Raw genomic sequence first — 20,830 nt, forward strand, 5'->3', positions numbered from 1 at the left:
GGTTACTTTTAATTACTATGGTGCACACTGGTTACTTATTAAAAATTTTCAGGAGTTATCTATGTGGAAAACCATTACATTTTCATTACTATTTTTGGTCAGTGTTACGTCATTTGCGCAAAGTGTTGATAAGCCAACGATTGATTTTCAGTCACTGAAAAAGTCAAGCTGGTCACAGCAAGAGTTAAAAAATGCAAAACAGATCACTGATTTTGTACAAAACCTAATGAACGATCATAACTTCGGCTATGTTTTGGAGCACTTTAACGACAGCTCCTACATTCAGCACAACAGAAACATCCCTGATAAAATAATTGGTTTGGTTGGTTTTTTGCAAGAGTTTGTCGATAGTTATCCAGAATACTCTTATGACGTGAAGCATATCTATGTAGATGGCGATTTCGTTATCTTCCATTCTCACGCCACCTTAAAAAAAGAAGATAGAGGAAATGACCAAAAAGGCTTGAATATTATTGATACCTGGCGGATTGAAAATGGAAAAATTGTTGAACATTGGGACTCCATTCAAGCGCTTGATTTTTTTATGCGATCCTATTCCCTGGTCAGTGGCGGCAATATCCGAAACTCAAACGGCGTATTTTAGCATCTGGCAATAAAGTATCTTGGTGGTTAGGGTTCTTTCGTCCTGACCACCAACACCTTTAAAGTTAGCCGTATCGTCAAGGGGTAAGTCTTGTTTTGCCTTGGCATAACGCTGCCTGCCTTTCTCCTGCAAACACTATCCTGCAGAGTGTGAATAACGGGCATCAGGATAAACTCATAATGCCATATTAATTGAAAGCTATTGTCGAAATACTCAAAACACCAGCATATGCTCTTCATCACGAGCTATTTGAACAATTTGTTCCCGTAACCATCGGTTGCTTTGATCATCTTTATTTTTAACATGCCAATATAGCTTCATGGAAAAACTCGTTAAGCTGACAGGTGTTTTAAAGGCTGTGATATCGAATCTATCCGCGATGACCTCCATAAATTTTCGTGGTGCCGTCAGTATGGCGTCACTCGATTCCAGAATATGGGGAGCGCTTGAGAAGTTAGCTACTTTAAACTGTACATCCCTGGATAAGCCCATTTTTTCTAACGCGTCATCAACCATGCCGCGGTTGTCTTTCCCGGTTCCCGCTAAAATATGGGGGTATTGACAAAAACTATGTGCATCACGTTTCGTGCCTAAAAAGGGATGCTCATTTCTTGTTGCTGAGAGGAAATCGTCACGATACAGGGTTGTTACCATCAAGCTCGGGTGACTCGACTCTACCACACTAATGGTAAAATCAACCTCACCGCTCTCAATTTGACTGGCGAGACTGTGTTTATCCAATTTATTGAAAATCAGATGAATATTGGGAGCTACTTTACTAAGGTGCTTTATCAAAGGTGCCGCGATAACCTGCTCAACCAGATCACTGGTCGCAATATAAAAAGTACGGCTGGAATGTAATGGTTCAAATTCCTCCTGGAGCAATATATTGCGTTCAAAATCATTTAACCAGCGATTTAAACGGGTTTGCATCGACTCTGCTCTGGGCGTCAATACTAATTTATTCCCCTGACGGATCACTAATGAGTCATTGAAACTGTGACGAAGTTTTTTCAAGGTATGACTGACCGCTGATTGCGTCAACCCGGCACGCTCACCGGCACGCGTTAGATTTTTTGTTTCGAATATCAGTTGCAGCAGCCTTAGCTGGTTCAACTCTATGTCAGAAATATTACTCATGATGACAAACCTAGGTCATTAATCTTGTTCATGGCTATATTAGCTCAATTAATTTCATTAATGAACATGCAAGCCTTATTCTGTTTGTGAATCGAACACAATCACAATCAATTTTAAGGTAATGATAATGAAACTGAAAAAACTCCTTGCTGTCGCGGCTTTAGTGATCAGCCCGGTAACCATGGCAGACAACATCTTAGTTGTAATGTCTGATATCTCAGAAATGAAGCTCAAGAATGGTTATAACTACAAAACCGGCTTTTACCTGAATGAGCTTATGGAGCCAGTTAAGCTGTTTATGGATGCAGGGCATACACTGACCTTTGCTACGCCAACCGGCTTGGCGCCAACCTTAGATCCTGTTTCTGATACACCAGAGCACTTCCTTGACGTAAGTAAAGCAAACTACAAGGCCCATAAAATGCTTTTCAATAAGTTAAAGCTGACCGACAAAACACACAGCCCGGTATTAAGTTTTTCCCGTATTGAACAAGTCGGTATTGAGCACTTTGATGCCGTGTTTGTGCCGGGCGGTCACGCACCATTAGGCGATTTAGTGGCTAATGACCAATTGGGTAACTTTTTACGTCACTTTAACGCCGAGTCCAAGCCGACGGGACTGGTGTGCCACGGCCCGGTTGCTCTGCTTTCTGCACTGGCAAACAACGCTGATTTTGAAGTGCAAATGAAAGCAGGTAAAAAGGCCAAACCGGCGAAGGATTGGATTTACGACGGCTACAACATGACCACCTTCAGCAACGCAGAAGAAACCGTTGCCACAAAATACTACTTAGGCGAGGACGAATTATTCTACTGGCCGCAAGCGGCATTAACCAACGCCGGTGGTAACTACTCTCGCAGCCAGGAAGATTGGCAGCCGCACATAGTTGTCGACCGTGAATTAATCACAGGGCAAAACAACAAATCCTCAGTGGGGGTTGCTCAGGCATTGCTAACCCTATTGAACTGATAAGTCTTTGCTTAAGCATCAAACACATAGCAACAACCTGTTCAGACAAAATTTAACATAAACACATTTACCAATTAGGAAACCATCATGACTAAATCAGTTCTTATTACCGGTTCAAACAGTGGCTTTGGCTACCTTATCGCCAATACCTTGGCAACCAATGGCTACAAGGTGATTGGCTCAATGCGCGATCCTCAAGGACGTAATGCCTCTATCGCCAATGAGTTAAAAGCCAAAGGCATTATTGTTGTCGATATAGACGTAACGGATGATGAAAGTGTTGCCAAGGGAGTCGCTAAAGCAACCGAAGCCGCAGGTGCAATTGATGTATTAATAAACAATGCCGGCGTGGGCACACTCGGTTGGCAGGAAAGCTTTAACATTGAAGATTTTAAAAAGGTTTTTGACATCAATGTTTTTGGGGTTCAGCGGTTAACACGCGCGGTGTTGCCACAAATGAAGCAGCGGGGTCATGGCACCTTAATCCAGATCTCGAGCATATTAGGTAAGTTTGTTTTGCCTTTCTTAGGCTCTTACAATGCCACCAAACATGCTGTAGAAGGGCTGGCAGAAAATTATCGTGTAGAGCTTTCACAGTTTGGCGTGCAGTCTTTAATTATTCAGCCTGGCGGGTTTGGCACGGACTTTGGCGCAAACCTGTTAAAAGCCAGTGATAAGGCTGTGGCCCAGAGCTATGGAGAATATGCCGATGCCCCTGAACAAATGTGGGCTGGCACCGAGCAAAGCCATGACGCCGAAGATGCGCCGGATCCGCAGATGGTTGCGGATGCAGTGCTAAAGCTATTGAAGACAGCGCCTGAAGAGCGCCCTTTTAGAACCACTGTTGATGGCACTGGCTTGAATCCGGCTATAGAGGGCGTTAACCAAGCCACTGAAAATGCAATGCAAGAAATTTATGCCACTTACTCAATGGATAATTTGTTTCAACTTAAACAGAGCTAAGTTGCACTATTAACTCTTTAAGGCGCACCTTTTAATTTTATTGTAATTTCACATTAGGTTATCGGGTGCCTCTTAACCAAGGGGTCTACGAAGTGAACTTTAAGTGATTGCAAAATGAAAGACCTGCTCCCTTCTGATTCTACAAAGCTTATGCAAATTAAAGGGATTAGCTCTGAGAGCTTTGATTTTGGAGGAACTGTTCACAACCGCGAGGTATTTCTTCTTTGGATTGTGCGGTGTGGAGCTTGACCGAAAATTTCCGATAAGAGTAATTTGGGACAACCATGTTTTAAGGACTATCTTTGCTATTTTCATTTGCCCTGTTAATCTAGTAAATACATGAAGGTTAGCAACAAAAAAGGATTTTTATGCTTACATTCAAAAAACTCTGGGATAATCACCCCACCATATCCGGAAATGAATATCCATGCTCAACAAACGGTGTCATCCATTTCTCAGATCAATGCGCTATCCGGCTCGGAGTTGCACTGGCTAAATGTGGCGTAAATACTGCCTATATAGCGGGTGCTCGTCATTGTTGGCATCATAAAAAAATACAGGGCCATATTTTAGCGGCGCAAGAACTCGCTCTAGGGTTAAGTAATCAGCCATTAGGTGGTATGGAACAACGACAGAATGTTGATCCAAAAAATTTTAAAAACATTATCAAAGATAAAAGAGGCATTATCTTTTTTAAAAATTTCTGGGTCCGATCTGATGGTAATAGAACGGGTGATCACATTGATTTATGGAATGGTACTAGATTAACTGACTGGAAGTCATGGCTTCGGATCCAGCTTGGTCTTAGTTGGGATGGCACATTCAGTGATTTTGGCCGCTCAGCTGAAGTTTGGTTTTGGGAAGTGTAAGCATGCTTAAGAAATTTATCTTAATTTTATTGATCACGTTAGGGGTGGCAACAGGGTTGTTTTATAACTCTAAAAGCTGGACCAACAATCAGCAGCAAAGAATAACGGTTCATGAGCAGGATTACTTTGAGCTAAATTCAAAATCCCGGATTTTAGCGTTCGTCACCCAGGTTGACTATGCCGCAGTTGTTTATCCACAGGCAAGCTTAGCCTACCCTAATAGTTTGTTTCACAGGTACATTTTAGGAAATCCAGTTGAAAGTACTTTTTATAAAATAAGAGCGGATGTGGAACAAACAATAATGGGGGAGCACCATAACTCGATTATTTATTATTCAGCCAGTTCTTCGTTACCCGCCTACCCTGTTTTTGTTGCCTTATGTCGATCTGAAAATGGTTATTATGCGCCTGATAATGGCTTTGAAATTCCGGCCACGGAGGAAGCCATAGCATTTTTAAAGCATATTGATCTTCAAAATATCAATAGATCAGCGACCGCTTGCCAAAACTAATCGTACTGAATTTTATTGATGTCCGTAGAGCGGGATAAAACCTTGTTGGTAGGAAGCGCCTAGCTCCCGGGATTATCCTTAACCGGGAGCAGCCAAGGTTAATTGTTAAAGCCCTTATGAACCTCATGTATTCTGTGTTTAAAACCTGCCACCTGTTCTTTCAGCCAAATGCTGTAATGGCTAAAGCCGGCGATGGTGGCCTGGTCCAGGGCTTCTGGTTCCCTGACTATGGCGGCAAAGGCGTCGCAGATGAAGGCGCATTCTTCATTGAATTGGGAGAATTCATCGCACAGCAGTAGCATATCGGCTTTGAGCTGCTTTGCTGTGTGCTGTTCTTTGCTTGGCTCTTTGCCCAGCTCTTTACTTGGTTCTTCGCTCGTTTTTTCGGCCATTGTCCCGGAAGGTTTGGCTTTTTGGGCCGGTGCGGAGCCGGTTTTTGGGTTTGATTCAGACATCACACTGCCCTCCTGTGGCCACTGCTGATAAATATTTTGCTGCTTGTTGGTGGCTGGAATATGGGGGCGTATGCTTGGGGTGGTGGTTAGTGCTGCGTGTTTTTAACATCTGGTGACAGGCGGTGCTGTCACTTTTAGTTGTTAAAAAAACTTTAACCGAGAAAAACTCTGGCTTATCATTAACTTTAGCCATAATGGATACCTTGTATATCGGTTGTGGTTAGCTGCCTCTGTGTGTTACAGCACTCAGGGGTAGCGCTCATGTTGTTTATTTAAAATATGCTTTTTTCGTTGCTCCTATGATTGTAATTCCCCTTAATTTATAGACTGAAAAACTGGATAAATCTACAGTTTTGTTGACTTATTGATGATAAAAAACCGCTATTTTTTTGCCTTGTTCTCCCCTGCCTACCGGGTTCTTTTCTACCTGCTGTCCGGGAGGGGGCAGCGAATGGAAATATCACCGTAACTCGCTGATAAATTAAATGATAAACCGATTTCTGGTAAGAAATCTTGGCATTATTAGCCGGGTTTCCTGCTGCTGAAACCCGGCTAGGGTTTTTATCGTTAGTGATGTGTTGCCCGCCCGTTATTTATGAACAGATGAAAACGAAACAATCGTTGTGGACGTGTCAGCGAAAATAGTGTCGCCAAAGGGGGCTAAGCATTTAATTCAAACTGGCGATGGTATTGCTCGCGGGCAATTTCTGTCGACATAGACCACAGCAGCATAAAGGCACAGCCGGTTAGGAAACTTTTCAACTCCAGGTAATGGTAAAAAACCCAGTTCCAATGGCTAAATAGTTGCGCGATTTCCACGCTGAAACCGATTTCGTCCAGGTGGCGGATAAAGTTTTCTGCCAGCGCCAGCAAGTCGATAAACATAAACACTGAAAACAAACTGGCAAAGGCGACTTCTGCTTTATACAAACGCACCTTGTCAACGGGTTTGTTCCGGGCGGCCAACCTTGCCCGGGTAAAGGGTGCCCTGAGCAGCACCATATAAAACAGCATCAGATCGGCAATAAAGTGGGTGGTGAACATGGCCGCGCCAAGCCAAACCGTGCTTTTGGTTTCGTCGGTATAAACATCACTGAAACCGGGTTCAATGGCAAATACAAAAATGGCTCTTTCTATGATTTTTATGAGAATAAAACCGGCGCATAAATAAACGATATTGATATCGTGACGGTTAACAAACATCACCGCTAATATGCTGACACAAAAAACAATAGTGATCAGTAAGGTATTTTTGCTGACAATAGCAAAAGCTATGATGGCAAAGATCAGTGCCAGCTTGAGGATACTCTCATTTTTTATCGCACTCACAGCAAGCGCCCTCCCCTGGTGGGATTTGTCACTTGTTTGCCTGGCAGACAGGGTTGCCGGGTTAAGTACGGGGGCTGGTGTTGCTGCGGGTAATGGTTCACCCGGAAAAAAACAGCTTGCGTCTTCATAATGATCCTTTTATTTCATTTGGATTTATTCGACTAACGGCCTGGCGGCAGTTGTTGCTGTTTTCTCCGGACAAGTCTGCGGCAGGTACACTGTTTCAGTGAATCCTGGCAAAACTTGTTTAAGGCGGGCTTATATCAACTGCTTTGTAAAACAGTTGGCCTGCATACGGTTAAATCAGCTTTAGTTGCCGGTGGCCGATAATAAAGTTTCGTTGTTATCCGTTAACGGAATGATTGCTTGTGGTCTGGGTGGTGTATCACCGCTACTGCCAACGCCGCCGGTAATTGCGGCGAGCATGTTGGCTGTGAATTTAGTTGAGGCCTCAATTTTTGAACCTTCTTGAGGCGCGTTTTCGAACTTTTCTGTGTGTTTCATTTTCGTCCCTTTCTTTAAATTGTTCTCTAAGTAATGAGATTTGCTCAAATAAGGGAGCCAGATTCAGCGAGCAAGCATGACCTATGTCGATAAATTGATTCATCCTTGGCTCACCAATGCCACATTCCCAATTTTCGTAGGTAATACGGCTGACCCCTGCTTTTTTAGCCATTTCCTTGGTAGTTTTATCTACACTCAGGCGCATGTTACGCAAATCCTCACCCATAATATCAAACATGGTAATTCCCTCTATAGTTATTTTTTCAATAAAAACCTGAGCATAAGCTCTGTAAATGCAACCGGGCTCACCGGATTGCTTCCGTGAAAGGTTTAGCTCTTGCTTGGCTTTGCATTAGCCAAACATCTGCTTTGCCTTAACTTTTTCCAGCCTTTTTTATTGTTTGGGCCGGGCTAAGTTGTTATGTGGATTTTATTATAATGAGTACTATAGTACCTGTCACGATAAATTTGAGTACTATAGTACGTGGTCTTATGGTGTTCATTGTGACAGGATAGCTTCACTTGATGATTCTGGAGGGAGTAACACTATGGATGCAGCCTTGTTAGCAAACCTGGATATGCGCTTTGGCGAGAAGTTAAGGCGGGTGAGAACGCAAAAGAAAGTTTCCCAGGAAGTACTGGCGGAAAAGTCCGGGTTAACCCGCAGTTATATCGGTCGGATCGACCGGGGCAAAATTAATGTCAGCCTGGCAACCTTGTATAAACTGGCTAATGCGCTGGAGGTAACGCCGTCGGAGTTGTTGCCTTAGGGGGTTGTGCTTAATCTGCTTAAGGATATTGATGGCGGCACAGCAGTGTTTTCAAAGGGTAATCTTCCCGGCGCGGTTAGTATGGTTTTATTGCAGTGCCCGGGCTATTGTTGTTCATGGCAACAGTTAAGGGCCAGAGTGAGTTATTATTGATTAGGTGAAAAAACAAACAACAAAATACTATACCAGTAAGGACATAAACTGATACTCTATTAGTTGGTCGAATCGCCTTATTTGGCCGCTGGATTATACTCATGGATTGGGAATAAACAGGATTGACACGGATGTGAATAAGTTCCTCTTTCGCGGCAACAACCGCCATATCATTATTTTGCCTCGAAGCGCTCCTGCTCCTGTGGGTTTTAAGCTCGGCGGCAGCTCCCAGGCGGATGCCCAACTGCTGGTGCGGGAAATCTCCCCACATTTAGCACAAAATTTTCATGCTTTAAGCCATGCTTGTAGCTTATTGCAAACAATCGGCATATCGGTAGCCCCTAATGCCCGGGCAGTGACGCCTAAGCTGAGCGAAAGTTTAAGCCGGGGGCTGCTTAGTCTTTATGTCGAACAAGAAAAGCCCGCACTTCATGCCGGTGAAGAAAGCAATACCGATAGCCCCCAGACATCTGCCAGTGGCGCAAAAGAAAAAGTGCTGCCGAAAAGCCAGGGTAAGCAGGATGAAAATAGCGTGCAAACGGGCACCAGCACTAACCATACCACTACCGAAGTGCCGATAGCTCAGCAGGAGTGCCGCTCAGATCCCATTTCTATGCTTACCGGGGAAGAGATCTTGCCCTTGGTGGATTTCGAACTCAGTGGGGTGCTGCCGCTGAGTTGGCGGCGTTTATACCGCAGCAGCAAAACAGCTGTAAATCTGGGGCTAGGTTATGGCTGGCGTCACAATTTTAGCCTGCAACTGGTGGAAAAATATATCCCGCCGCCAAAAGTTGGCCCGAAAAAGCCCGGTAGACACTTATTCGAGCTTATCGATGAAGAAGGCCGGTTACACCTGTTTGAACAGGTGAAACGCGGACAAACCAGCGTTCAGTTATCTTCCGGATTATCGCTTTATTATCAGGAAGATGGAAAACAGGTGCTGATCAAGCCCGATGACAGCCACTGGACCTTTGTTAAAGCCCCTGCACTGAACGGGCAAGACAGCGGGTGCTGGTTATTGGAAAGCATCAGTAATTACCATGGCCAGTATCACGCCTTGTATTATGACAAGCAGCACCGGCTGGTGCGTATTGCCTGTAGCCCAAAGCGGGGCATAGTGTTGCACTATAACCAGGACAATAACTTATTACGCATTGCTGCTTATGTGATGGATGACAAGGGCAAGCAAGAGCTGCAGCCGGGATTTATGGCCAGTTATCACTATGATGATAACCAGGCGCTGATCGCCGCCACCGACAGCCGCGGCTTGGTGGAACGTTATCAGTATATTGACCATTGCCTGTTAAAACGCCGTACCCGGGCTTCGGGTTTCAGTCATCACTTTCAATGGCAGGGGCAAGGGCCAGAGGCAAAATGCATTAGACAATGGGGGGATGATGACACTTATCAATACCGCTTTGCTTATCGGGATCACCCTAAGGGGCAGTTAACGACATGCACCGACAGCTTAGGTAATGTTGAGCAGTTTGTTCATAACCGCCAGGGCCTTCTTGTTGCCCATACCGCGCTTACGGGATTTACCACAGAATTTGATTATGACGGTGCGGGACGTAAAGTCAGGCAAACCGATGCTTCAGGCAATGCCACCTATTATCGTTATAACGAGCAGGGACAGCTCAGTGAAGTGACCGCCGCCGATGGCGGTAAAACCCGTTATTATTACAATACCCTGGGCAAACGCATTCTAACATTGGATGCATTGGGACAGCAGCATAAACGTCAGTTTGACGGTACCGGGCGGCTGTTATCTCAAACCGGTCCCGATGGCCGCAGCATCAGCTATAGCTACACAGACCAGGGGCAGTTAAAGCAAATCATTGCTGCTGACGGCGTAGTGAGCTTATATCACTGGTCTGACTCAGGAGAGCTGCTGGCGCTGCAGCAAGGAGATAAACTCACCCGCTACAGTTATGATCCGCTTGGCCGTATAAATGCCAGCATTGATGCCCAAGGGCTGATCATCGAGTATATCCGCGATGCAAAAGGCCAACTGGTTGAACTGTTAAGTTATGACCAGGCAAAGCCGGATAATAAGATCAGTCAAAAATTTAGTTATGACCAGGCCGGTCGCTTTATCAAAGAGCAGATTTCGGACGGGGTCGAAACAACCGATGCCGAGTCTGCGGGGGCGTTTGACACGCTTTATCACTACCAGGGACTTGCCCAGCCAGAGCAGAAAACCTTTGCTGACGGCAGCTACCTCAAATACCACTACGATCAGGAAAGAAACCTTACCGGTATTACCCGCAGTGACGGCGCCCGCTATGAAATCGACTACAGCCCGAGCGAGAAACCGATAAAGCTGACCGGCTTTGACGGCCGCGAGCAGCAATATCAATATGATAAAAACGATAAGCTGATTGCGATCAATGACAGCGACGAGCGTTTTATCCGCTTAAAACGCGATAACATGGGTCGTATCACCGAGCAGATTTGTGCTGTTGTTGATAAAAAAGCCGGAACGAATGTCGAAAAAAGTGCCGGACAAAACACGATACCCGGACCGGGTGTCGGTGTCAGCAGCCAGTGTCATAGCCATAATTTTTATCAATATGATCTGCTGGGGCGGTTAAGGCGCGCCCATAACAGCCAGCGTACGGTTCAACTCAGTTATCACTATCAAGGGCCGGGCACCGGCCAGCTTAAACAGGTGCAACAGGGAAACTGGTCACTGGATTACGGTTATAACAACAAGGGACAGCGAGCCAGCCTTAAACTGCCTGACGGCAGTGTGTTACTTTATGAATATGATCGCAACGGGCAGCTAAAGCAGCTTGATTATCTCAGTGCTGATGGCCAGGAAAAAGCACAGAACCAGACGCAGCCGCTGATCCAATGCCAATATAATAAATCAGGGCTGTTAACGGGCCAAATGCTGGGTAATGGTATTGTGCTCAGTCAAGCCTTTGATGTTTATTCCCGGTTAAGTGTTCAGCAGTGGCAAGCACCGGGTGAAGATAGCAGCGAACAAGGTTTTGATGAGATTTGCCGTTATCAATATGATAACAGGCACCAGCTGATTCATAGCGAGCAAAGTGTGCCGGGGACTGAAGGTGCTACCGATGCCGGTAGTCAAGTTGCCAGCAAGAATGCTGCCGGAAAAACACAAGAAAAATCGTTTTGTTATAACCGTATCAGCCAGCTGATAAGTACCACGGAAGATCAACAGCATAGCCAGCATCATTGGGATGCATTTGGTAATCCTGCCGCAGCCCCTGATGCTAGCACGCATAGCCAAAGTCAAAATAATGACCGGCAACCCCCGCCTCAGAGCCAGACCGCGAAAACTATGGCTGCTTTGGAAACTGACATTAACGTATACCAAGACAGGTTATTAAGCTTTGCCGGTACAGATTATGGTTATGATCCCTGCGGCAATCAGATATCGAGCCTGGCGAAGGGAGAAAAACAACAGCGATTTTTTGATGGCCTGAACCAGCTGCAACGGATAAACGTCAATGGCAATTTAACCCATTATGAATACGATGCCCTGAGGCGGCGCACTGCAAAAACTACCGAACAGGGTCGCACGGATTTTATCTGGGATAACAATCAGTTAATTGGCGAGCATCATAAGGGCAAGTTTACCTGGTATATCTACCATCCGGGCAGTTTTTTACCCCTTGCTTTAATTAAAGCGGGGCAGATTTATTATTATCACCTCGACTTGTTAGGCACGCCGATATGCCTGACAGATAAAAGTGCTAAAGCGGTATGGCGTAACAACACTGATGTCTTTGGCGCGGCTTTAACTGACGGGCAACAGGCCGGTCATGTCAATGAAAACACAGGTGAACAAAAAAATAGCTGTAGCTGTGGCAATTTCACAGGAACGACTAACTCAGAAAACAGCATAACTAACCCGTTGCGTTTTCAGGGACAATATTATGACAGTGAGAGCGGTTTACATTACAATCGTTTTCGTTATTACTGTCCCCGGCAAGGACGTTTTATTCATCAGGACCCAATCGGCCTGGCAGGCGGCATCAACCCGTACCAGTATGCCCCCAACCCCGTGAACTGGATTGATCCCTTTGGTTTATTGTGTGATGACGGAAAAGAGAGAGTTGCCAAGGCATTGGCGTTAAGTGTTATTAAGGGGGAAATCACTCAGGCATTAAGTGATCAAATATTTTCGAATGCCATTTTGCCTGATTGTACCGACAGTGCAGATGAAATTATTGCCTGTATTCCTGTTAACGGGCAAACCATCGCGGAACGCTTTGCCGAACGTGGTAGCGAGCTAGCGAATATTGATGAAAAAACATTTTATTATAATACCCAGACCCATTCTTATAATAAGATCAATAAGAAAGATAAGCCAAAAGTCGAAGTGGAAGCCAAAACGACCAACAAAAAAGATGTGGAGGTTACGAAAAATAATGAACTTAAAAAATTAGTGGCAGATCGCGAAGAAGCTTTTAATAAAAGAGAAGAACTTGATCCTACGGATAAAGCTGCATTTAATGCGGCAACTCAAGAAATTCGCAAAATCAGTGAAAAAATTGGGATGAAATCTGCGCGGCTGGTGATGAAAGATGAATATCCCGAATTTAAATGGATTGAATGTGAACTGCCGGGTGACGGTAAACAGGGACAATTTGATCTTTTGTATCATAACCCGAAAACCGGTGAAATCATTACCGTTGAAGCTAAAGGCGGCGGAGGTGGATTAGGGAATCGTAAAGGGCTTGATGGCAGACAGGTAGAGCAAGGTTCACCGGAATATCGAGATAGTATCATTGAGAATATGGAAAAGAAAATTATTACTGCACAGAATGATGAGAAATACGGTGAAGATGATTGCTTCACTACTGAAATCGATGCGTTAATCGCAACTTACGATAAATTATTAGATGCACAGGAGATGATAGGAAGTGAAGATATTATTCCGATGAAGTCGGTGTGTGTCAGGCAACGACTCAATAAAGACGGCTCTTTAATGACACATGCAGAATTAAGTACTTTTAGTAATACCTATACGGACCCAAAACATGATAGCAAGACATTATAAAGCAAAAAAAATAGCCGTAATTATTAAAGCCATTGAAGGCTTTGATAAAAGATTGCCGACAGGCGTAAATACAATTAAAGCGCAAGCACCTAATAGCCAGGAAGTGCTTGGCCGAAATATTCAAAAGGCGTTAAAAGCCTTTGCCGAGTCGGTATTAGCGGAGCAGCCACATGAAAGTGTATTGCGTTACTTAATCTTGTTAAAAGAATTTGGCGCCGCCAACTTTGCTTATGCCAGCCGTAAAGGTGAAACCTTTGCAGTTACTATTAATGGTGAGAGTTTTGAGCTAACCGGTGCTGCCACAAGTGTTTATGTAGATACCAATACCTGGGAAAAAGCTTTTTACAGCGCCCTGGTGTTACGGGATGGTGCGGCTATCGAGACATTAGCCTTGGTTGATGAAACGGTTTTTACCCATGCGAATATAAAATGTGATCAGTTCGACCTTGCCTTAGTACAGATGTTTCAGGGGCTATTTATTGGCGATGTCGATGTTGGAGACTTACTCGAAAATGCTTTGCTTGCAGCCGACCCGGATAAAATTGACAGCGGTCGCAGGCCTTATGTCAGTCATATTTTACTGCCGTTACTTTCAGTTTACCGCTGTATTTATAGCCCGGATGCCGAAAATGAATTTAATGAGGCCATGCGGGCTGCGCTTGAGAAGCATAAAGCTTATTGGAAAAAGGATAACTATGAAATTCGGGGTTGGATCTCCTTACCTTTAATGGCTGCTGCCGCCCACGCTTATGATCAAAAAGGGTATCAACTGAATTTTGAAACTGATTACATCCCCAACTGGCTAGTTACAAGAGACTTTACACTTTAACTTAACGTTAAAAGACAATGGCAGATATTTCGAATAATTGATGCTTATAAACCCGGGACTGGTTACTGGTGATCATCAGTGCTAATTCCGGGGCACATATCAATTCGGCTGTGTTTTCAAGAGTAATTTTATGATAGCGAGAACGGCCTATAGTACAACTGGTTTCGTTATTACTGTCAGCCTGGTACCTTATATAAACTGATGGATGCGCTGGAGGTAACGCCGACAAAGCTGTTGCCTTAGGGTATTGTGCCTGCCCCGCTTTGTTCAATGATCAACTTTTGTTTATGCAAAGAAAAGTTTTCAACCGCCTGGCTACAATGGCTTACCGTTCAATAAACTGAAGTTTGCGAACTTGAATAACAAGCTGATATACCACTTAACAGCCTCGGTATTACAGGAACAGGTGAAACAGCCCTGGCTTTCAGTCGAAGAAATATTAAACCATGCTGGTGTTTACGGTATCAGTGTCAGCGCTATGGTAGAAATAAGGGCTGGTGTCTATTACCCGTTGGACAGAGGCCTGACCGCGGCACAGGAGCTAAAAGAGGCGCTTGGCTGTTTCATCTTTGACCATCCCGTGTTTCGCTGGTCTGAATTACGTTTTTATTTTAAAGGCGATCTCAAAAATGTGCTCACCGACTTGTTAAAAACCTTTAAATATAAGTGCCGCTACCTAGAAGAGCTTGGGGAGTTTATCTGGGTGCCTGTACGCATGTGGCATATTACCGCCAGGCATTAACTGGCGAATCGCAATAAGGTTGGCAATAAGGAATATTATGATTATTTGAATTATCAGGGTGAAACTGTTGAGCATTGTGCGTATTAGTTTTGAAACTTTTTGCCTAGAAATGGCCAGTTAGGGGGCGATAAGGGGGGCTTTTTTGCTCGGTATTTTTCAAAAAGAACAGCGTGTAAACAACAAAGTCTGCCCGGTTAGCCCAAGCTATCTCGCTGTTTATTTGTTGCTTTAGCGCAAAAAACTAGCGAACAGAACCAAAAACCTGTCACAAGTGTCAAAAAAGTCCGGTTTTGCTCTTCCACTTTACAATCCCTGTGCTAAAATCCGCGCCTTTTTTCCCAACCATAGTCCAAACAAGGAGGATTTTGATGAAATCATTTTCAAAGACTATTATCGCTGTGGCACTTGCTGTTCCATTCTTTTCTGCACAGGCAAAGGCCGACACATTTAACGTGCCTGTATTTAGCCAATGTGAAGCGAGCACCTTAAGAAGCAACACTGAAAACCATGATGTATTTCAGCTGCGATCTGAGTTTTTTTACGAGATTGAAGATGAGCGTGAATATGCCATCACAGCCGTAAGGGCCTGGGCTAAACAATTTCACAACAGAGATTCTGATTGCATGCAAAAGCAAGTGGCAATCAAGCTTGAAGATGTGCAATGTGACACCCGCATTAACGGCGCACCGGTATGTGCCATTGAAAGCGACAGCGGCGATTTTATTGTCGCAAAAGACTACGTAGATTCCACTAATGTGGTGGCAGTAGCCCACGACAATCAAAGCTGGCCAGCCATTTCTGCCGGTAACGACAGTGACTATTTGTATATGCCAAACCCTGAGCTATGTTATTCTGATTTGCTTGGCACCGGCGGCGATTCTCAAGCTTATTACATCGATGCTTATGATTACCGTTACTTTGGCGATTACCGCTTTTTGATGGCAAGAACAGCCAGAGATCTGGTTCAAAACTTAAGTGCAAGAAATGCCTCTTGTGATTACTCGCCCCAAGCTATCGCGGCATCAGATATGAACTGCAACAGCACCAGCAATGGCGTGCAATACTGTACCTTAGACGGCACTAATACCGGTTACTTTATCTTTGTCAGTGATGATAACCATGGTATGCACTTGATTTTTAATCGCCTGGATTAAGTCAGCGATTATCCTTTAAATGGGGGCGGATCTTTGGTGCTTTATCGGCGTGAGTGTGCTGAGCCAAAGGTTGCGCCCCGGAGCATACTGTCAGGTGTAGATCTTGTATTTTGCATTTCTCTTAGCTTTGAAAAACAAGATCTGCCCTTTTACTGTTTTGATAATTACCAATTAAGCACCTCGGTGCCTTTTCCCAAGCACTGCCTTACTTCCATGAGCACAGGGTGATTGGCGTCCCTGACCGGCTGATCGCCGATCTTGAACTGCACTTCCAGATCGGGTTCGAACGCCAGCACTATCGATGAGCCGCCATAGCCAAAGTGTCCCATATATTGACCTTTCTCAAGGGTAGCACCGTTGTCTACCGCATTAATAATGCTGCCGACGCCCCAAAAACCTATGGCGATCATTGCCACCAAGCCAAGGTTCTCTGTTTTAATGACCCAGACATAACGCTGGTGCTTACCGAGTTTTTTATACCAGCCAACTTTGTCGCTGTCGCCCGGCAGGCTTGGCGCATAATGATCCTTTGGATTGTAGTCGTCGAAGTCGTAATTATAAGAGCCTTCATACAACCCCTGGTCAATCACTGTACCTGAAACCGGCGCGTGAAAGTGGTGGTAGTCGGTGAACCAAAGCAGAATATCAAGCAGCGCACCGCCAAGGAAATGCCGGCCATATCCAGGTATAGCTTCCAGTAAATCAAATCGATCCCCTGATTTGCCTGGTAAGAGATAGCCGTTGCCCGGAGTATGCTCGGTGTTGTCGCGTACCCCACCACGGGTAAGATAAAAAACACCGCCATCGCAGGGAGCGACAATCACATCGCCTGCGGGCTGGGCACAGCAAAGTGGCCTTTGTCCCGGTTTCAGGTTACGCAGGAAAAACTGATTGAAAGACAGGAAACCACCCGTGGGGCTATTCGGATCTGGCTGCTCATAATTGTCGATATTAAATGGATGCGCTGCTGTGCCCTTATACTTCACCCATTCGCTCAGCGTTATTGTTGACGAAGTGCTGTTGATCCAGTCGCCATGGAAATTAAGAAATTGTCGGAACCAGGGTTTGAAATATTTGTCGTTGGCCAACATCAATCCGGATGTGGTATTCACCAGGTAGTCCCAGTATTCGATATATTTTCCGGGATTAGCCGGTGTTGGTGTGTAGGTTAACCACTGCAGAAAGAAATGCTTTAGCGTGTATTCCGGTTCTCGGTATAGATATGGCTGCCAGTAAGAAGCAACTTCCTCCCGCTCTGGTATGTTCTTTTCTGAATATACCTCGGCCAGTGCGCCAATATACGAGGCTTTGTTAACGGGGTTTTGGTTGAATACTTCGTCTAGTTGCTCGATATGCTGTTCGGCGGCAGCAACTTTTGTGCTCCATTCTATGGGCGTGGGCAGTGTGATGGGGGTGATATTGCTCATGGTGGTTTGTCCTTAGCTGTTAGTTAAAATTATGCTTTTGGCCAGCGATATTGATGCAGCTCTAAAAGATTCTCCTTTTAACGCATACTCCATTTATGCGCTTATACCTTCATGTATAACAACTTATTTATAGGACAGATTTGATCTGACTGTAGTGGGTAAACTCAAAATCAACCGACTGTCAGGCTATTTTTGCTGTTTAGAGCTACTCTTGAATATTTTTTCTATTTTCTCTTTTGCCGCTTTAATGCCGGCAAAGTGTTCGTGTCGGTATTGCACTAGCTTCCTGTAAGTTTTGCCAGATAATAAATAAAAAGTGAGATGCACCATTAAGCATATCGCCCCATTATTTTACTGAACTGAATCATTACAAGTAACTTACAGTTAAAGCAAAGTTGCGTTAAAGTGGAACTCAAAGTACATATGGATGTTAACTTTTAGCTCTGTATGGCAAAAAATAGTTGATTGATAAGAGGAATATATGTCCAGAAGTAACAAACAAAGATACGACGGAGCGCTCGATTATATAAAAACCAAAGTAAGCAACGATCTCGCCCGAGTCATTCAGCTTAAAGTCACGACAACAGAAATGGAAAAATCCATTGGCGGCAAAATTTCTTTGGCAAGCCGCGGTTATAGCAACGCAGGAACAAAGCAGCAACACTGGGCCGTACGTGCCTTATGTATGTGTCAGGAGGTCTTTTTGAAAAACGCTGACGTTGATAAGTTTGTACGAGAGAGCGTGGATTTAAAGACGACAAAAGATCATTATTTAAATAAAGCAGAAGATTTGTTGAAAAAAGCCATCAAGTGCTATGAAGCTGATAGTACCGCGACTATTCAAGAGCTTGCCGGTATCGCAGGCAATGAAATGCTCACTACGGAAAATACCCCCTATGAGAAGTCGTTACGCACAGATAAGGGCATGGGAACTAGCTCCCCGGTGTGTTTTCACGCGGTAAGGTGTTGGTTATATAAAGCTGGTTTTGTGTCATTACGCTGGATGGCAACAACCGGCTATAGCCTGACAGCCAATAATTGTAATGAAATTTTGGGACAGGGTGAGGTGATCGGGCCTGATCAGATTGACCGCATTCCTGTGGGTTATTTATTTAATTTTCACGCTCAAGGGGATCAGTCTGTAACTCATTGGGGGATTTCATTGGGGGCAGGATTAGCTGCAGGTTCAAACACTACTGCGGGAGAGTTAGATTATCGTAACGGTAAAAAGACTATCTTCACCGACTTTAAAAAAGGGGGAAGTACCTACGGGGTATTTGATTTAACCAGTGCCTATAACGTATGCAGTAACAAGTATCAATTAGGTGCTGTAAAGTCCGGTAAGACAGAGCAATGGCGTGATATTGTCATACGCCAGATTAACCCAAGGTTAGTTACCTCTTACTGTTAATTACTGCGTATTATCTCCAGAGAAATCCTAAAGTACTGCAAGGTTATGCTTTAGGCATAACCTTGCATTTACCGCTATTGGCAGTTGCTGTTGTATCCGGGCCCGCCGAAATAGAAATAAGATTTCCAGTTTCCTGAGCTTGCGGTAAAGTCGATGGAATAGCAGTCACTGTCAGTTACTGCAAAATAAGGAGAAGCGTAGTTCACGTATTGGTTGCTGGTATTAATGTATCTGATCATTCTGTGATACGCCGCTTTTTTCCATCCCTCGCTGGCAAACCGCCCTGACCCCATGTCGGTTAAGGTATGGCGACTGGTATGTTTATGGATTATCTCGCCACCGGCGGATGTTCTTTCAGCCTTCTCACCTATTCCGCTGGCATCAAAAAGGTTGTTGGGCCAATACCCGAGATAGGTGCCGTTAACCTGCAGCCACCAGTGTCCTAGGGTTTGCTCCCGGATCAAAGACATGGTCATTTCCACTTGATCGCCGTCTATCTGGTTATAGGTAGATAACCGGCTGCCGATGGTGATGCTGTTATTGGTTTGCACAAAACCGGAGCAGCTTAAGTTATAACAACCGCCGCTGCCGTAGTTGTCGGGGGTAAAATAGATAAAGATACGCGGCCAGTCATCACCGTACAGGTCCCTGTATTTTTGGATGCCGGCTTCTACGGTTTCACGGTTGTCGCCGCTGCCCCCTACCGCCCAAATCTGGGTCAGGCTGAATTCAGAGCTTTGCTCAACATAAGGGTTGAAAGCACTCATGGATGAGATAATGCCTAAGTTGTCCGCCGTTTTTCCGGCCACGGCATATTGGTGTAAATCGGTAGGGCCATCGGTAAGAGGAGCAGTTAAATGATCTGCTTTCTTTTTCATAAAATCATTCAGGGTTTTAAAGCGGGTGAGCTGCTTTATGCTTAAACGCCTGAGCGGGATAGTGCCTTGGTCACATTGACTGGTTGTTGTTGCCTGAACGGTTTGTTTATCAAGATGGGCTTCTTTGTCTTCAGAGTATTTTTCATCGTATACCACCTGGTGACTGTCAGTCACAACAGGGGGTCTGTATTGGATTTGATGATTCTCCATGCCCTTTCGCTTAAGGGCCGGCTGGTGCTCGATGTCAATACAGTGAATGTCTGCGCCATCAAAATCTTTGTATCTCTTTTTAATGTGCTTTTCGGCGATTTGCGAGTTTCTTTTCTCAAGATAGCGCTTCATTTCCTTGTAGGCTGCAACATCTTTTACACGGATATTGCTGTTTGCTTTCGCTAAGGTATTTAGCTCGTTGACAAGCTCTACATCCTGCGATTGATCGCTGTAATATTCAACGGCATGCGATGAAGCAGCAGATATAGAGAGTGTTAAGGCGCTGATAATCGCCAATGAACTAATTTTTGTGACGTTCTTCATTAATCTTCCTTATTAAATAAAAAACAAATAGTCGTCCCCAGGCATAGACTGGAGAGGCATGACAGCACCATAACCCTGTGCTGAATTAGTATAAGTAGTTATTTATTGGTAATAAATAATAGCTTTTTGTCTTGCTAACGATTTAGAACCAGATGGTTACCAATATTAGACCGGGCTATAGCACTACCGAGATACTATCAGAGCAGTACAATAAAAGTAAAAATAAAGTTAAATAAAGGTTGGTTTTTGTGGTGGCTCACTATGTTTATTAATCAGTATTTGAGTTTGTATAGCTAGTGCTGTTTTCCAGACTATTTTGTCGTTTTAACAATAATGAGCTTCATATCTTCTGGAGGCAATGCAACTGAGGACAAACTGAAGTGCTCTATTCTCGTGGGTTACTTCACCGTTATATATTACAGAGCATTACACAACAATATATTAACATTTGAAGGTGTGTATAATTAAAGGAAGAAAAGACTCCTATTTTTCATAGGTTTATATCTTTTCTGCTAATAAAAATAACTCATACTCAAAAGGTTTTAGATGAT

Annotated in this window: 19 protein-coding genes; 11 read left to right on the plus strand and 8 right to left on the minus strand. The window is 44.3% G+C overall.

The genetic code is table 11. The annotated features are described in order from the left end of the window. Positions 1-61: 61 nt before the first annotated feature. Positions 62-604, plus strand: a complete 543-nt coding sequence (locus QL234_RS11200) for a nuclear transport factor 2 family protein (protein WP_281557922.1) — start codon at positions 62-64, stop codon at positions 602-604. Here QL234_RS11200 and QL234_RS11205 read toward each other — a convergent pair. After that, a complete protein-coding gene (locus QL234_RS11205; protein WP_281557923.1) occupies positions 587-736 on the minus strand; it encodes a hypothetical protein in 150 nt (49 codons plus the stop codon). The genes QL234_RS11200 and QL234_RS11205 overlap by 18 nt on opposite strands. 81 nt (positions 737-817) lie before the next feature. Next, on the minus strand, positions 818-1,744 hold the full coding sequence (locus QL234_RS11210; protein ID WP_281557924.1) for a LysR family transcriptional regulator: 927 nt from the start codon (positions 1,742-1,744) through the stop codon (positions 818-820). 127 nt (positions 1,745-1,871) lie between these two features. On the opposite strand from QL234_RS11210, the gene QL234_RS11215 reads away from it, so the two are divergent. From QL234_RS11215 to QL234_RS11230, 4 genes are all read left to right on the plus strand, one after another. Then, positions 1,872-2,714, plus strand: coding sequence for a type 1 glutamine amidotransferase domain-containing protein (locus tag QL234_RS11215; RefSeq protein ID WP_281557925.1), 843 nt, complete (start codon positions 1,872-1,874; stop codon positions 2,712-2,714). Between the two features lie 87 nt (positions 2,715-2,801). Continuing rightward, positions 2,802-3,677 carry an SDR family oxidoreductase gene (locus tag QL234_RS11220; RefSeq protein WP_281557926.1) on the plus strand — a complete coding sequence of 292 codons (876 nt, stop codon included), beginning with the start codon at positions 2,802-2,804 and terminating at the stop codon, positions 3,675-3,677. 368 nt (positions 3,678-4,045) lie between these two features. Continuing rightward, on the plus strand, positions 4,046-4,546 hold the full coding sequence (locus QL234_RS11225) for a type VI secretion system amidase effector protein Tae4 (RefSeq protein WP_281557927.1): 501 nt from the start codon (positions 4,046-4,048) through the stop codon (positions 4,544-4,546). A 2-nt stretch (positions 4,547-4,548) separates the two neighbouring features. Then, positions 4,549-5,058, plus strand: coding sequence for a hypothetical protein (locus QL234_RS11230; protein WP_281557928.1), 510 nt, complete (start codon positions 4,549-4,551; stop codon positions 5,056-5,058). A 98-nt stretch (positions 5,059-5,156) separates the two neighbouring features. Here the strand turns inward: QL234_RS11230 and QL234_RS11235 are convergent, their stop codons facing one another. From QL234_RS11235 to QL234_RS11250, 4 genes are all read right to left on the minus strand, one after another. Further along, complete coding sequence (locus tag QL234_RS11235) at positions 5,157-5,513, minus strand: hypothetical protein (RefSeq protein ID WP_281557929.1); 357 nt, start codon at positions 5,511-5,513, stop codon at positions 5,157-5,159. Further along, positions 5,506-5,706: a hypothetical protein gene (locus QL234_RS11240; protein ID WP_281557930.1), complete on the minus strand. Its 201-nt coding sequence runs from the start codon at positions 5,704-5,706 to the stop codon at positions 5,506-5,508. Before QL234_RS11240 ends, QL234_RS11235 begins: the two co-directional genes overlap by 8 nt. A 467-nt stretch (positions 5,707-6,173) precedes the next feature. After that, entirely contained in the window at positions 6,174-6,842 is a 669-nt protein-coding gene (locus tag QL234_RS11245) for a hypothetical protein (protein WP_281557931.1), read from the minus strand. Positions 6,843-7,293: 451 nt separating this feature from the next. Beyond that, positions 7,294-7,584 carry a helix-turn-helix transcriptional regulator gene (locus tag QL234_RS11250; RefSeq protein ID WP_281557932.1) on the minus strand — a complete coding sequence of 97 codons (291 nt, stop codon included), beginning with the start codon at positions 7,582-7,584 and terminating at the stop codon, positions 7,294-7,296. 310 nt (positions 7,585-7,894) lie between these two features. Here QL234_RS11250 and QL234_RS11255 point away from each other — a divergent pair, with 310 nt between their 5' ends. From QL234_RS11255 to QL234_RS11275, 5 genes are all read left to right on the plus strand, one after another. Continuing rightward, entirely contained in the window at positions 7,895-8,116 is a 222-nt protein-coding gene (locus tag QL234_RS11255) for a helix-turn-helix transcriptional regulator (protein ID WP_281557933.1), read from the plus strand. Positions 8,117-8,402: 286 nt separating this feature from the next. Continuing rightward, positions 8,403-13,304 carry an RHS repeat-associated core domain-containing protein gene (locus QL234_RS11260; protein ID WP_281557934.1) on the plus strand — a complete coding sequence of 1,634 codons (4,902 nt, stop codon included), beginning with the start codon at positions 8,403-8,405 and terminating at the stop codon, positions 13,302-13,304. Next, positions 13,285-14,133 carry an immunity 49 family protein gene (locus QL234_RS11265; RefSeq protein ID WP_281557935.1) on the plus strand — a complete coding sequence of 283 codons (849 nt, stop codon included), beginning with the start codon at positions 13,285-13,287 and terminating at the stop codon, positions 14,131-14,133. The genes QL234_RS11260 and QL234_RS11265 overlap by 20 nt, the downstream gene beginning before the upstream one ends. Before the next feature lie 355 nt (positions 14,134-14,488). Beyond that, complete coding sequence (locus tag QL234_RS11270; RefSeq protein ID WP_281557936.1) at positions 14,489-14,875, plus strand: hypothetical protein; 387 nt, start codon at positions 14,489-14,491, stop codon at positions 14,873-14,875. A 368-nt stretch (positions 14,876-15,243) separates the two neighbouring features. Continuing rightward, the gene (locus QL234_RS11275; protein WP_281557937.1) at positions 15,244-16,029 is read left to right on the plus strand and encodes a hypothetical protein; all 786 of its coding nucleotides are present in this window, start codon (positions 15,244-15,246) and stop codon (positions 16,027-16,029) included. 164 nt (positions 16,030-16,193) lie between these two features. Here QL234_RS11275 and QL234_RS11280 read toward each other — a convergent pair whose 3' ends face one another. Further along, on the minus strand, positions 16,194-17,456 hold the full coding sequence (locus QL234_RS11280; protein WP_281557938.1) for a phosphatidylserine decarboxylase: 1,263 nt from the start codon (positions 17,454-17,456) through the stop codon (positions 16,194-16,196). Between the two features lie 481 nt (positions 17,457-17,937). Between QL234_RS11280 and QL234_RS11285 the strand changes: the two genes are divergently transcribed. Next, a complete protein-coding gene (locus QL234_RS11285; protein WP_281557939.1) occupies positions 17,938-18,867 on the plus strand; it encodes a hypothetical protein in 930 nt (309 codons plus the stop codon). Between the two features lie 74 nt (positions 18,868-18,941). Here the strand turns inward: QL234_RS11285 and QL234_RS11290 are convergent, their stop codons facing one another. Next, on the minus strand, positions 18,942-20,279 hold the full coding sequence (locus QL234_RS11290; protein WP_281557940.1) for a neprosin family prolyl endopeptidase: 1,338 nt from the start codon (positions 20,277-20,279) through the stop codon (positions 18,942-18,944). Positions 20,280-20,830 lie beyond the last annotated feature (551 nt).

Origin of the sequence: Thalassomonas sp. RHCl1, assembly GCF_947387555.1 — a bacterium.
Classification (GTDB): domain Bacteria; phylum Pseudomonadota; class Gammaproteobacteria; order Enterobacterales; family Alteromonadaceae; genus Thalassomonas.

Excerpts from the sequence above, each read along its gene's own strand:
- QL234_RS11200 (WP_281557922.1), top strand. The coding sequence starts at position 62 with ATGTGGAAAACCATTACATTTTCATTACTATTTTTGGTCAGTGTTACG.
- QL234_RS11210 (WP_281557924.1), bottom strand. The coding sequence starts at position 1,744 with ATGAGTAATATTTCTGACATAGAGTTGAACCAGCTAAGGCTGCTGCAA.
- QL234_RS11215 (WP_281557925.1), top strand. The coding sequence starts at position 1,872 with ATGAAACTGAAAAAACTCCTTGCTGTCGCGGCTTTAGTGATCAGCCCG.
- QL234_RS11220 (WP_281557926.1), top strand. The coding sequence starts at position 2,802 with ATGACTAAATCAGTTCTTATTACCGGTTCAAACAGTGGCTTTGGCTAC.
- QL234_RS11225 (WP_281557927.1), top strand. The coding sequence starts at position 4,046 with ATGCTTACATTCAAAAAACTCTGGGATAATCACCCCACCATATCCGGA.
- QL234_RS11230 (WP_281557928.1), top strand. The coding sequence starts at position 4,549 with ATGCTTAAGAAATTTATCTTAATTTTATTGATCACGTTAGGGGTGGCA.
- QL234_RS11235 (WP_281557929.1), bottom strand. The coding sequence starts at position 5,513 with ATGTCTGAATCAAACCCAAAAACCGGCTCCGCACCGGCCCAAAAAGCC.
- QL234_RS11240 (WP_281557930.1), bottom strand. The coding sequence starts at position 5,706 with ATGGCTAAAGTTAATGATAAGCCAGAGTTTTTCTCGGTTAAAGTTTTT.
- QL234_RS11250 (WP_281557932.1), bottom strand. The coding sequence starts at position 7,584 with ATGTTTGATATTATGGGTGAGGATTTGCGTAACATGCGCCTGAGTGTA.
- QL234_RS11255 (WP_281557933.1), top strand. The coding sequence starts at position 7,895 with ATGGATGCAGCCTTGTTAGCAAACCTGGATATGCGCTTTGGCGAGAAG.
- QL234_RS11265 (WP_281557935.1), top strand. The coding sequence starts at position 13,285 with ATGATAGCAAGACATTATAAAGCAAAAAAAATAGCCGTAATTATTAAA.
- QL234_RS11275 (WP_281557937.1), top strand. The coding sequence starts at position 15,244 with ATGAAATCATTTTCAAAGACTATTATCGCTGTGGCACTTGCTGTTCCA.
- QL234_RS11280 (WP_281557938.1), bottom strand. The coding sequence starts at position 17,456 with ATGAGCAATATCACCCCCATCACACTGCCCACGCCCATAGAATGGAGC.
- QL234_RS11285 (WP_281557939.1), top strand. The coding sequence starts at position 17,938 with ATGTCCAGAAGTAACAAACAAAGATACGACGGAGCGCTCGATTATATA.
- QL234_RS11290 (WP_281557940.1), bottom strand. The coding sequence starts at position 20,279 with ATGAAGAACGTCACAAAAATTAGTTCATTGGCGATTATCAGCGCCTTA.